Source organism: Clostridium ljungdahlii DSM 13528 (assembly GCF_000143685.1).
Taxonomy (GTDB): Bacteria; Bacillota; Clostridia; order Clostridiales; family Clostridiaceae; genus Clostridium_B; species Clostridium_B ljungdahlii.
Genome location: NC_014328.1, coordinates 875,801 through 888,865, shown reverse-complemented (window position 1 = coordinate 888,865; position 13,065 = coordinate 875,801). Strand labels below are relative to the sequence as shown.

11 protein-coding genes are annotated in these 13,065 nt (G+C 31.9%); 1 reads left to right on the top strand and 10 read right to left on the bottom strand.

The annotated features are described in order from the left end of the window. Positions 1–8 precede the first annotated feature (8 nt). From prmA to gpr, 10 genes are all read right to left on the bottom strand, one after another. Positions 9–950, bottom strand: coding sequence for a 50S ribosomal protein L11 methyltransferase (gene prmA / locus CLJU_RS03935; protein WP_013237466.1), 942 nt, complete (start codon positions 948–950; stop codon positions 9–11). Between the two features lie 555 nt (positions 951–1,505). After that, positions 1,506–2,654: a molecular chaperone DnaJ gene (gene dnaJ / locus CLJU_RS03930; protein ID WP_013237465.1), complete on the bottom strand. Its 1,149-nt coding sequence runs from the start codon at positions 2,652–2,654 to the stop codon at positions 1,506–1,508. A gap of 281 nt (positions 2,655–2,935) precedes the next feature. Further along, complete coding sequence (gene dnaK, locus CLJU_RS03925; RefSeq protein WP_013237464.1) at positions 2,936–4,813, bottom strand: molecular chaperone DnaK; 1,878 nt, start codon at positions 4,811–4,813, stop codon at positions 2,936–2,938. An 84-nt stretch (positions 4,814–4,897) separates the two neighbouring features. Further along, positions 4,898–5,557 (bottom strand): nucleotide exchange factor GrpE, encoded by a 660-nt coding sequence (gene grpE, locus CLJU_RS03920; protein WP_013237463.1) that lies wholly within the window; start codon positions 5,555–5,557, stop codon positions 4,898–4,900. 50 nt (positions 5,558–5,607) lie between these two features. Next, on the bottom strand, positions 5,608–6,648 hold the full coding sequence (gene hrcA / locus CLJU_RS03915; protein ID WP_013237462.1) for a heat-inducible transcriptional repressor HrcA: 1,041 nt from the start codon (positions 6,646–6,648) through the stop codon (positions 5,608–5,610). Between the two features lie 189 nt (positions 6,649–6,837). Next, positions 6,838–7,986, bottom strand: a complete 1,149-nt coding sequence (gene hemW, locus CLJU_RS03910; RefSeq protein ID WP_013237461.1) for a radical SAM family heme chaperone HemW — start codon at positions 7,984–7,986, stop codon at positions 6,838–6,840. A gap of 48 nt (positions 7,987–8,034) precedes the next feature. Next, positions 8,035–9,843, bottom strand: a complete 1,809-nt coding sequence (gene lepA / locus CLJU_RS03905; RefSeq protein ID WP_013237460.1) for a translation elongation factor 4 — start codon at positions 9,841–9,843, stop codon at positions 8,035–8,037. A gap of 121 nt (positions 9,844–9,964) precedes the next feature. Next, positions 9,965–10,288, bottom strand: a complete 324-nt coding sequence (locus tag CLJU_RS03900) for a hypothetical protein (protein WP_013237459.1) — start codon at positions 10,286–10,288, stop codon at positions 9,965–9,967. 98 nt (positions 10,289–10,386) lie between these two features. Further along, positions 10,387–11,460, bottom strand: a complete 1,074-nt coding sequence (locus CLJU_RS03895; protein ID WP_023162896.1) for a stage II sporulation protein P — start codon at positions 11,458–11,460, stop codon at positions 10,387–10,389. A gap of 103 nt (positions 11,461–11,563) precedes the next feature. Continuing rightward, positions 11,564–12,538 carry a GPR endopeptidase gene (gene gpr / locus CLJU_RS03890; protein WP_013237457.1) on the bottom strand — a complete coding sequence of 325 codons (975 nt, stop codon included), beginning with the start codon at positions 12,536–12,538 and terminating at the stop codon, positions 11,564–11,566. 260 nt (positions 12,539–12,798) lie between these two features. Between gpr and rpsT the strand changes: the two genes are divergently transcribed. Next, a complete protein-coding gene (rpsT, locus tag CLJU_RS03885; RefSeq protein WP_013237456.1) occupies positions 12,799–13,065 on the top strand; it encodes a 30S ribosomal protein S20 in 267 nt (88 codons plus the stop codon).

The window sequence follows — 13,065 nt, the reverse complement described above, 5'->3', positions numbered from 1 at the left end:
CATACCACCTATTTCACTGATGCTACTATGCACACCCATTCTCCATCTTCATTTATTTCTTCTATTTTAAATCCTGTTTTATTTAATTTATCAACTACTTCTTCTTTTCTTTCTAATATTATACCGGAGCATATAAAAACTCCTCCTGGAAGCATAAAATCCTTAACTCCATCAGCTAAAAAAATTATAACATCTGCAATTATATTGGCAACTACAATATTCGCCTTGCCTTTAACTACATCCATAAGATCTCCGTGAAGTATATTCACATTTTTAATATGATTATATCCAACATTTGTTGACGCAGATTTTACAGCTACAGGATCCAAATCCACTCCTGTAACTTCTTTTGCTCCAAGTTTTGAAGAAGTTATTGCTAGTATACCTGAACCAGTTCCTATGTCAAATACAGTATATTCAGGTTTAATATATTTTTCTAATGCCTTTATGCACATTTTTGTAGTTTCATGAGTACCAGTACCAAAAGCCATACCTGGATCAAGTTCTACTATTATATCATCTTTTTCTGCTTCATAATTCTCCCATATTGGTTTTACTACTATATGTTTTCCAACTTTATAAGGCTTATAATATTCTTTCCACTTATTCTCCCAGTCTTCTTCATTTACTTTAGATACCGTAATTAAACCTTTTCCTTTATCTATACCAAAACTTTCTAAGTTATTTATACTATCTTTTATGTATTTCAAATATCCATTTAAGTTCTTATCCTGCTTATAATATCCTTTTACTACTGCCGTTCCATCTTTTATTTTAAGCAAGCTCTCATCAAAATAATCCCAATCTTCTGGATGCTTTTTCTTAAATTCTACATCCTGAGAATCTTCTATAGATACACCTTTAACTTCAGTATTGTAAAGTATTCCTGAAACTGCCTCTACTGCCTCGCTGCTAGTAGTAATTGAGACTTCTATCCATTCTTTGTCCATAGGTTTCCTCCTATACAAAATTTTATGCTATAGATTTTCTAGATTGAAAGTTGACTTATACCAAATTATGTAATGACAAATTTCATCACATAAAGAACTTTAATAAATTTAAACTTCAATTGGAAATTCTATATATAAATAATTAACTCTACAATTAAACTTATCCAAACTGCCAGTTCGATTTAAATGCTAAAGTTATAAATCCAGCTAAGATTTATAATTAACAATTTTGAGTAATTATAGACTTAACTTTAGACTTTACGATCTATAGGTTTTCTACCCTAAAAATCAACTTATACGCAGGCATATTTTTACAATAATGAAGCTCTTTTAAATATTTTGTATATAAGGCTTAGGGAAAAATTTTTGAAAAACTTAGAATTTTTGAATTGTTTGAGGCACGAGTTTTCAAAAATTCTAAATATTTTTCAAAAATTTTTTCTTAGCCTTATCAAAATATTTAACGAGCTGAAGGTTGTAAAAAATATCCGAAGTATAAGTTTATTTTTTGCTTAGAAACTCTATAATTCCATGTACTTAGTGATTTTATTTATATTAGTGGTGATGTTTAAGTTTATCAAAGATAGATTTTTTTCCACTTTCTCCTGCAGGTACTTCTCCACTTGCCTCCATAAGCATTATAATGGCTTCTCTCTGCTTTTCATTTAAATCCTTAGGTACATCAACAATTACATTTACATATTGGTCACCTCTACCATGACCATTAACCCTAGGGACACCCTTGCCTTTAAGTCTAAACACAGTTCCTGATTGAGTTCCTGATGGTACATCATACTTTACATCCCCATCTATAGTTGCAACTTTTAAACTAGTTCCAAGGGAAGCTTTACCAAAGCTTATATGTGTATCTGTATATATATCAAATCCCTTTCTCTTAAACTTAGAATGAGGTGAAACCCTTATATTTACATAAAGATCTCCTGACTGTCCACCGTTCTTGCCACTTTCTCCTTGTCCCCTTAATGGAATTATATTTCCATTATCTACTCCTGCTGGAACCTTCACTTTTATCTTTCTATGTTTTCTTACTGCACCTTTTCCTCTGCATTCTGGACAAGGATCTTTTATTATAGTTCCTCTTCCACCACATTTATCACAAGTGCTCATACTTACAAAGCTTCCAAGAGGCGTATTCCTCTGAGTTCTCATCTGTCCTGTTCCACCGCATTTATCACAAGTATGGGGATGTGTTCCTTTTTTAGCTCCTGTTCCACCACAAGCCTCACATTTTTCATTTCTAGCTATATTTATTTCCTTTTCCACTCCAAAAACAGCTTCTTCAAAAGTTAAATTTAGAGTATATTCAAGATCTGCTCCTTTTTGTGGTGCATTTCTTCTTCTGCTGCTAGAGCCAAATCCGCCTCCACCACCAAAGAAAGAATCGAATATATCTCCAAAGCCTCCCATGTCTGAAAAATCAAAACCTCCAAAGCCTCCAAAGCCTGCATCACCGCCGCCATTGAAGTCAGTTGTTCCAAACTGATCATATTGTGCCTTTTTCTGAGGATCTGAGAGTACTTGATAGGCTTCATTTATTTCCTTAAATTTTTCTTCAGCTTTTTTATCATTGGGGTTCCTATCTGGGTGGTATTTCAATGCTAATTTTCTAAATGCTTTTTTTATATCTCCATCACTTGCACCTTTTTCAAGTCCAAGTACTTCATAATAGTCCTTCTGTGCCATTTTTTACTTTTCACCACCTAAAATATTTTCATTAAACTAAAATTTAAGTTCTAATTTCTGTAACTCCTTCTCCCTTCGGTCGAATGAGTAAGTGATTAACACCAAATCGAAGATTTGGGTTCTAATTTTTGTAACTCCTTTTCCCTTCGGTCAAATGAGTAAGTGATTCACGCCAAATCGGAGATTTGGGTTCTCTACTTAAATTAAGGGAAGAGTATAAAAACTCATCCCTTAACTATTACCATTATACACACTTATTATATAATCGTGAAGAGGAAATATTATTTATCATCATCTACTTTGTAATCCGCATCAACTACATTATCATCTTTTTTTTCTGATGCACCTTGAGAACCTGCTCCTGCCCCTGGATTTTGTCCTGCTCCCATATTTGGATCTGCTCCTGGATTTTGTCCTGCTTGAGCATTCTGACTATATATTTTAGATGTAATTCCATAGAAAGTTTGAGTTAAATCTTCAGTAGCTTTCTTTATTGCCTCTAAATCTTCTCCATCTTTTATCTTCTTTAAAGCTTCAATTTTTTCCTCTACAGTTTTCTTATCTTCAGCTGATACTTTATCTCCTAAGTCCTTTAATGTCTTTTCTGTCTGATATACAGATTGATCTGCATTATTTTTTATGTCTATGGATTCTTTTCTCTTTTTATCCTGTTCTTCAAACTTTTTAGCTTCATCTACTGCCTTGTTTATTTCATCATCGCTTAAATTAGTTGAAGCTGTAATTGTTATATTAGCTTCTTTTCCTGTTCCTTTATCTTTAGCAGATACATTTACTATACCGTTGGCATCTATGTCAAATGTAACTTCAATTTGAGGAATTCCCCTTGGAGCTGGAGCTATTCCTGAAAGCGTAAATCTTCCAAGAGTTTTATTATCAGCAGCCATCTTTCTTTCACCTTGAACTACATGAATTTCAACTGAAGTCTGGCCATCTGCTGCAGTTGAAAATACCTGACTCTTCTTAGTTGGTACTGTAGTATTTCTATCAATAAGTGGAGTGGCAACTCCTCCTAAAGTTTCAATTCCAAGTGTAAGAGGTGTAACATCAAGGAGTAATACGTCTTTTACATCTCCAGTTAAAACTCCGGCCTGAATTGCAGCCCCTACAGCTACACATTCATCAGGGTTAACTCCCTTTGATGGATCTTTACCAGTAAAATTCTTAACTGCTTCCTGAACAGCTGGTATTCTTGTAGAACCACCAACTAATATGATCTTATTTATATCATTTATTGTAAGTCCTGCATCATTTAATGCTTTTCTCATAGGTTCAATTGTTCTTTCAACTAGATCTTGAGTCAACTCATTAAATTTTGCTCTTGTCAAATTCATATCTATATGTTTTGGACCAGTTGCATCTGCTGTAATAAATGGTAAGTTTATATTTGTTTGAGTAGATGCCGAAAGTTCAATTTTTGCTTTTTCAGCTGCTTCCTTTAATCTTTGAAGTGCCATTTTGTCATTTCTTAAATCTATACCATTCTTAGCTTTGAAATCTTCTGCTATATAGTCCATAACTTTCTGGTCAAAGTCATCTCCACCTAGATGAGTATCACCATTTGTAGCTTTAACTTCAAATACTCCATCTCCAAGTTCTAGTATGGATACATCAAAAGTACCTCCACCTAAGTCATATACAAATATCTTTTGACTTGTATCAGTTTTATCAAGTCCATAAGCAAGTGATGCAGCTGTTGGTTCATTTATTATTCTACGTACATTTAATCCTGCAATCTTACCTGCATCTTTAGTTGCCTGTCTCTGACTATCGTTAAAATATGCTGGTACTGTTATAACTGCTTCAGTTACAGTTTCTCCTAAATAAGCTTCAGCATCTGCTTTTATTTTTTGGAGTATCATCGCAGATATCTCCTGTGGTGTATAATCTTTTCCATCTATATTTACTTTATGGTCTGTTCCCATTTGCCTTTTTATTGACATTATTGTCTTATCAGGATTTGTTATTGCCTGTCTTTTGGCAACTTGACCTACCAATCTTTCTCCATTTGCCTGGAATGATACTACTGATGGAGTTGTTCTTGCTCCTTCTGAATTTGCTATAACTGCAGGATCTCCACCTTCCATAACTGCAACACATGAATTAGTTGTTCCTAAATCAATACCTATTATTTTTGACATATTAACTTACCTCCTAAATTTAACTGCGTTAAAATTATCTTACATATATTTAATTCAAACAAATTTAATTTGTATGTTTTAAACTTAATTTGCTACTTTAACCATGCTGTATCTGATTATTTTGTCTTCTCTTTTGTATCCTTTTTGCAACACTTCTACTATAGAATTTTTATCATATTTATCATCTTCTATATGCATAACTGCATTATGTAGATTTGGATCAAATTCTCCTTCGCAAGGAATTTCCTCTACATTTAATTTTGAAAGGGCATTATTAAATTGTTTCATTGTCATCTCTATACCTTTTTTCAAATCTTCTGCATTTCCTTCTACATTTACTGCCCTTTCCAGGTTATCTAACACTGGTAAAACTTCTTTTAATATATCCTTACAAGCATCGGAATAAATATTGTCCTTCTCTTTAACAGTTCTTTTTCTAAAGTTATCATACTCTGCCATAACCCTTGCAAGTCTATCTTTAATAGAATCCAATTCATTTATGGCCTTTTTATTTTCATCTTTTAATTTTGAATTTTCTTTTTTTAATTCTCCTAGCAAACTTATCTCTTTATCTTCTTTATCTTCTTTATCTTCTTTATCTTCTGTTTCTTCTACTTCTTCTTCTGAATTATCCTCTGTGCTTTCATTTACACTTTCATTATCTTTATCTTTTTTTTCATTTTCTGAATCATTTTCACATTCTTCATTAAGGTCTTTTTCATTATCACCTTTATCCTTTAACATTTAGATACTTCCTCCAATCTAACATTTATACCTATTTTACAAAATTCATTCTATTTTTCATCAGAATAGGCATTACTTAAAATATAATTCATTTCCTTTACTACATTTGCAAGTATTGATATGACTTTAGAATAAGGTATCCTTGTAGGTCCTATGACTCCAATTTCACCTATAGGTCTTTCATTCAAACTATAAACAGCAGATACAACGCTGCAATCTTCTGCACCTTCTGTATAATTTTCTTTACCAATTTTTACTGAAATATTTGAATTACTGTTCAGTAAGCTGCTAACTTTATCTTTATTATCCATCATAGATAAAAATTCTCTTGCCTTTTCTATATCCTTATATTCCGGATAATTAAAAATATTTGTAGCCCCTTGAGTATATATATTTGAATTATCTACACTATTTAAGCTATCATACAATGCAGAAATTATATTATTGAATATATCTTCATATCCTTGGAAATCATTTTTTAAATTATTTATAACTTCTAAATTTATTTGTTCAGCACTTAAATTCTTTAATCTGACGTTTAGCATATTACTTAATTTAACAAGAATATCATCTGAAATAGTTTTTCCTACCTTTATCAAATTGTTCTTTATAATACCACTATCAATTATAAGTACTAATAATATATTGGTGCTTGATTCAATGTTTATTAACTGTATATGCTTTATATAACCTCTTTTAACTGAAGGTGCTCTAACTATAGAAGTAAGTTTGGTAAGCTCCGATAAAAGACAAACAGCCTGCTTTAATATTTTATCAACCTCAAATAAAGCTGCATCTATAATCTGTGATTTTATTATATACATTTCTTCTTGGCTCAAATTTGGTATATGCATCAATTTGTCAACATACAACCTGTATCCATTATTGGAAGGTATCCTTCCTGAAGAACTGTGAAGTTGTTCTAAATAACCCATTTCCTCCAGATCCGCCATTTCATTTCTTATAGTAGCTGAACTTACACCTAAATTGTATTTTTTAGCTATGGTTCTGGATCCAACAGGCTCCGCAGTGTTTATATAATCATTTACTATTGCCTGAAGTATTTTTATTTTTCTTTCATCCATTTCCATAATATCACCTCTTTATTAGCACTCATTGTTGTTGAGTGCTAATTGCTATGATTAAAAAATATCACTCATAATTTTTTTTGTCAATACTATATAACTATATTATTAAGGTAAATAATATGTTTTTTATAATTTAAAATAGAATTAATTAAGGTTTCTCACATTTACTTAAGATATCTAACTCACTTAAAATTATGTCAATATAAAATCACACATTACACTGTTAGATACTTCTATTCCTCTTTTGCTTAAGTACAGCTTATGTCCCTCTTTTATTAAAATACCCATCTTTATGTACTTTTCAATTACATCCCCATATACAGAATAAATATCCTTGTTAAATCTTCTATAGAAATCTTCTGTAGAAATTCCATCTATTTTTCTAAGACCCATAAACACAAATTCCTCCATACTGTCACAGATAGAATTTTTATGTTTATCTAATCTTAAAAACTGGTTCAAATTTCCCTGTAAAATATATTCTTCTATATTTTTGGTATTTCTATACCTGTACCCATCTACATAAGAATGGGCACCTGCCCCACAACCTATATACTCCTCCATATCCCAATAAATTAAATTATGCTTGCATTTTCTATCTTTTTTTGAAAAATTGGATATTTCATATTGTTCATATCCCATTTTAGACAAAAAATCAAGTGTGAAATAATACATCTGTCTTTCTTCTTCTTCTCCAGGCAAATTCAAGCTTTTTGACTGATGTGCATTGTAAAATGGAGTACCTTTTTCCACTATAAGACTATAACAAGATATATGTTCTGGATTCAACTTAACTACATTTTGCAGTGATTCTTTCCAATCTTTTATTGTCTGACCTGGAAGTCCAAACATAAGATCTATGTTTATATTTGAAAATCCAAATTTTCTTGCCATATCATATGTCTTTAAAAAATCTTCTAAAGTATGAATTCTACCTATACATTTAAGTATAGAATTCTGCCAAGCCTGAAGACCTATACTGAGTCTATTTACTCCCATCTTCCTTAAAACTTTGAATTTGTCTTCTGTAAATGTACCCGGATTTCCTTCTACTGTAAATTCTAAATTATCTTCTGTATTTATTTTCTTTAATACCTCATATATGTTATTCCAGGATTCTAATGATAAATAGGTGGGAGTCCCCCCACCTATAAATATAGTTCTTATTTTTCTATCTCCTACAGATTCTATATCTCTAGCTAGTGCTTTTGTATAACTTACCATAAGTTTTTCTTTTCCACTATAAGATGGGAAATCACAATAAAGGCACTTTTTTTTACAGAAGGGTATGTGTATATATAGAGCCACAGCCTTTTTAACATCTATATTTTTACCTTGCATAAAACCACTTCCAAACTCCTACTCTCTTAACAAATTTCCTGTTATATACTAATCCTCAGTTTTAAGTATGGCCATGAATGCTTCCTGAGGGATTTCTACGGAGCCAACCTGCCTCATTCTCTTCTTTCCTTCTTTTTGTTTTTCAAGGAGTTTTTTCTTTCTTGATATATCTCCTCCATAACATTTTGCAAGTACATCTTTTCTCATAGCCTTAACTGTTTCCCTTGCTATAATTTTTCCACCTATCGCTGCCTGTATTGGTATTTCAAAAAGCTGCCTTGGAATTATTTCCTTTAATCTTTCTGCTATACCTCTTCCTCTTTCATAAGCTCTCTCTTCTGGAACTATCATGGACAGTGCATCTACCACTTCTCCATTTAAAAGTATGTCAAGCTTTACTAATTCAGCAGCCTTATATCCTTTTAACTCATAGTCAAGTGAAGCATAACCTCTTGTTCTAGATTTTAATACATCAAAGAAGTCATATATTATTTCATTTAGTGGAATTTCATAATTTAAAGAAACTCTTGTAGTTTCTATATACTGCATATCTTTAAAGGTTCCCCTTCGATTTTGAGAAAGTTCCATGACTGCTCCTACATATTCAGAAGGCGTTATTATTGATGCCTTTACTATAGGTTCCTCCATGTACTTTATTTCTGAAACTTCCGGCATATTTGTTGGATTTGTAAGTTCTATTACAGTACCATCTGTTTTTCCAATCTTATATATAACAGAAGGGGCTGTAGTTATTATGTCAAGGTTAAATTCTCTTTCTACCCTCTCCTGTATAACATCCATATGCAAAAGTCCTAAAAATCCACATCTGAATCCAAACCCCAATGCTATAGAAGTTTCTGGTTCAAAGCACAAAGCTGCATCATTTACCTGAAGTTTTTCCAGTGCATCTTTAAGTTCACCATACTTTGCTCCATCTACAGGATATATACCACTGTATACCATTGAAACGACAGGTCTGTATCCCTTCAAGGGTTCTTTGGCTTCTCTAGAAGCTTCGGTTACAGTATCCCCTACACGTGCATCTCTTACATTTTTAATGGATGCGGTAAAGTATCCTACATCTCCTGCTTTAAGTTCGTCTCTTGGCATAAAATTAGGAACAAAAATTCCTGTTTCCGTAACCTCATACACTTTTCCTGTAACCATAAGTTTTATCTTCATCCCAGGCTTTATTACACCTTCCATTACTCTTATATGACAAACTACTCCTCTATAGCTATCGTAATTTGAATCAAATATAAGAGCTTTTAAAGGTGCATTTTCATCTCCCTCAGGAGCTGGCATTTTGCTTACTATTGCCTCTAAAACCTGTTCTATATTTAATCCAGTTTTTGCAGAAACTGTTGGTGCATCAGATGCTTCTATTCCTATAACATCTTCTATCTCATTTTTTACCTCTTCAGGCCTTGCACTTGGCAAATCTATTTTATTTATTACAGGAACAATCTCTAAATCATGATCCAGTGCCAAATAACAATTTGCAAGGGTTTGTGCTTGTATGCCCTGAGTTGCATCCACAACTAAAATAGCACCTTCACAGGCTGCCAAGCTTCTTGAAACCTCATAGTTAAAATCCACATGTCCTGGCGTATCTATAAGATTTAGTATATATTCTTCTCCTGAAGGTCTTTTATATATAAGTCTAACAGCCTGAGACTTTATAGTTATTCCTCTTTCTTTTTCCAACTCCATATTATCAAGTACCTGGGAGTCCATTTCCCTCTCAGTAAGAGTTCCTGTCTTTTCAATTAATCTATCTGCAAGTGTAGATTTACCATGGTCTATATGAGCAACTATAGAAAAATTTCTTATATGTTTTTGTCTTTCGCTCTGCATACTCTTTTCCTCCAATACCTATGAAAAGTTAAAAGATTTTCATTATTTGATTAATCTCTAGCTTTTCTGTACGAATAACTACAGTAAATTATATCATAACAAATATGCAGTGAAAAGTACATTATTTAGGGAGTTTACTTTCTAGATTTTTAAATGTCTCCGAAGTCTTATTTATAATATAAGAAGTACTTGAATGTACTTTTTCTCCCACTATATTTATAACTTGTTTAGATCCGTTTTCAAAATTATAAACTATTTTATTATTTAAACATAATGAATACTCCCCTACATCAACTGTAAAATCAAAGGGAGAAACAGTATAATTTATTTTAAAATTAGATTTATCTTTTATATATTTAGGAAGTCCTGCTGTTATAGTTACAAATCCAAAAAGTACTATCATAATGCAAAATATTATCACAGCCCTAATACCTTTTTTACTCAAAAAAAATCACCCCACATAGAAACTAGATTTAAAAGCATAAAGTTTCTATTATAAGGATGAACATTTCTACTAATTTTATACAAAAGTTTTTAAATTTATCACTTATTATTAAGTACCTCTGCTATTATCCTAGCAACATACTTACCTGTGGCTTTGGATTCATCCGAAGTGTTTATATCTGCTCCAATTTCCATTAGTATTGCATTGTTGCTCTTATCCTGATTAAAGTACCTTGTTCCATAATTATAGTAACAAACTCCCTTGCAAAGTCCTGGAAATAGCTTATTTGAAGTATCTATTATAGAATTTGCCATAGCCATGTTTTTATCAAAGTGAGGATTTTTTCTGGCCATAACCAACATAAATTTAGATATATTTTCTCCATTCATCCTGGCTGTAACTGATTTTTTATCATCTACAGAATCTCTGTGTAAATCTATTATAAGTTTAAAATCACCATACTTTTTTAAATACTTGTCAAGTGTTACAGCAGATCTGGAATAACTTTGAGTATAAGCTTCTGCATCATGCACTGTTTTATCATTTATTGCAGATATCCCATAGTTATTTTGAAGTTCATTTACTATTACATCTCCTACTGCACACACATTTTGGGTAGTATCAAAGCTATTTGCATCTCCTGGTTTATAGCTTTCCGTAGTATGGGTATGATATATTAGCACCTCAGGTTTACTCACATCTAAAGTTTTTTTAAGTTTTGGGTTATACACAGTTACATCCTTATTTTCCAAATTCAAATCATTTTGAGTATTTGATTTAGATGTACTTCCATTTTTTTTAATCTGTTTGTCATCTAACTTAAACTCATTAAAACTTATATCTTGATTTTTTGAATAGCCTAGTCCTAAAAAAGCCACCTCTCTTCCTAAAAGAGATTTAGGATTATTTATGTCTAACCCTACAGTCTTCAAAATAGTGTTTCCTATAGAAAAACAATTTTCTGCCATATCATCTTCAGAAAAAGAAGTAGTCTTTACTGTTGGCATGGCATAGTTTAAGACTTCAACATAAAACATATTTCTCTTTACATTGCTGCTGTACGAATTGGCCTTTGCTATGCAGGGCAAAATGATAACTAGTATTACCGTTAACATTAAGATACACATTTCTAATTTAGGATCACCTTTAAAATTAAATCTTCTGTAATTCAATATTTGACTGCTTTAAAATTTCTTAAAGCAATTCCCCCCTCTCATGTAAATTTAATACTGTTAATTTATATGAAAAGGAAATTAAAATTATCACAAGTGCAAATTAATTTAAATAAGTATTTATGTCCTCTAAATCAAGAGCAGGCTGGAGTGCTATATTTATACCACCAGCAATTATTTTCGAAATTGAATCCATTACTAAATCCACATCTTTAGGAGTCACTATAATATTTTCCCCATAAGGTTCCATTATTTCTTGTATAACCCCTTGTTTTTCATCTTTATCCACAGATTTCAGCATTTTGTAAAATTCACTTCCACCTTTACTTTTATTTATAAGATCATCCAAAAGCAAGTCAATGGTATCATTGGCCATAGTAGCCGCATCTACTACCGTAGGAACTCCTATAGCTATTACAGGCACTCCTAATGTCTTCTGGCTCAATTCCATTCTTCTGTTCCCTATCCCGGAACCTGGGGATATCCCTGTATTACCTATTTGTATTGTTGAATTTACCCTATCCATCTTTCTGGATGCCAGTGCATCTATACATACTATTAAATCTGGTTTTACCTTTTCACAAACTCCCCTTATAATTTCTCCTGTTTCAATTCCCGTAATTCCTAGTACTCCAGGAGATATGACACATACTGGCCTTATACCTTCATCTATTTTATCAGGCACAAGCTGCTTTAAATGCCTTGTTACCATTAATTTAGAAATAACCTTAGGCCCTAGTGAATCTGGCGTTATATTCCAATTTCCTAATCCTACAACTAATACCGTGGCGCTATCTTCTATTTTTATTACTCCTGATAATACTTTTCCAACTACTTTACTTACCTTATCTCTGATTTCACCATCGTAGTGGGTAAACTTAGGCATATCTATAGTTATATAAGATCCCTTTGGCTTTCCCATAACTTTTTCTCCTACGTCATCTACTATGTTAACATATGTTATTTTGATGTCATCTTCAATTTTTTCCTCTGTCTCTACCCCTGGAACTTCTTCTCCTCTTTCTTTTCTACATACTTCTCTTGCCTCTACTGCTAGATCAGTTCTCACACTAAACATATTATCCGCTCCTAATTCAACTTTTATTTTTATAGGACATTAAAATAATTCATAAGTTTATTATTAGCTGTTTTCATACTCAATATACCAACACATAACTTCAATTAACAATTGACAGTTCACAATGCACAATTAATGAAGATTTTTTACTTGAAGTAGTTGAAATTTAATGCTATAATATCATTTGTTAAATAGAATGACCCACTAGCAAGTTTCCCCAACGCTGTTGAGGTCTATAAAACTAATAAGGGGGTGAAAGCATGGCAAATATAAAATCAGCAAAGAAAAGAATAAAAGTTATCGAAACAAAAACACTTAGAAATAAAATTATAAAGTCTTCATTAAAGACTACTATAAAAAAATTCTTAGCTTCTGTTGAAACTAAAAACGTAGAAGAAGCTAAAGTTAATTTTACAGCAGCTGTAAAAGCTTTGGATATGGCTGAATCAAAAGGTATAATCCACAAAAATAAAGCATCAAGAAATAAATCTAAGTTAGCTTTTAAGTTAAATAAATTAACTGCATAA

What these genes read in the sequence shown, in the direction of transcription:
- prmA (WP_013237466.1), bottom strand. Translation starts at nt 950, where the DNA reads ATGGACAAAGAATGGATAGAAGTCTCAATTACTACTAGCAGCGAGGCA.
- dnaJ (WP_013237465.1), bottom strand. Translation starts at nt 2,654, where the DNA reads ATGGCACAGAAGGACTATTATGAAGTACTTGGACTTGAAAAAGGTGCA.
- dnaK (WP_013237464.1), bottom strand. Translation starts at nt 4,813, where the DNA reads ATGTCAAAAATAATAGGTATTGATTTAGGAACAACTAATTCATGTGTT.
- grpE (WP_013237463.1), bottom strand. Translation starts at nt 5,557, where the DNA reads ATGTTAAAGGATAAAGGTGATAATGAAAAAGACCTTAATGAAGAATGT.
- hrcA (WP_013237462.1), bottom strand. Translation starts at nt 6,648, where the DNA reads ATGGAAATGGATGAAAGAAAAATAAAAATACTTCAGGCAATAGTAAAT.
- hemW (WP_013237461.1), bottom strand. Translation starts at nt 7,986, where the DNA reads ATGCAAGGTAAAAATATAGATGTTAAAAAGGCTGTGGCTCTATATATA.
- lepA (WP_013237460.1), bottom strand. Translation starts at nt 9,843, where the DNA reads ATGCAGAGCGAAAGACAAAAACATATAAGAAATTTTTCTATAGTTGCT.
- gpr (WP_013237457.1), bottom strand. Translation starts at nt 12,538, where the DNA reads ATGTTTAGTGTGAGAACTGATCTAGCAGTAGAGGCAAGAGAAGTATGT.
- rpsT (WP_013237456.1), top strand. Translation starts at nt 12,799, where the DNA reads ATGGCAAATATAAAATCAGCAAAGAAAAGAATAAAAGTTATCGAAACA.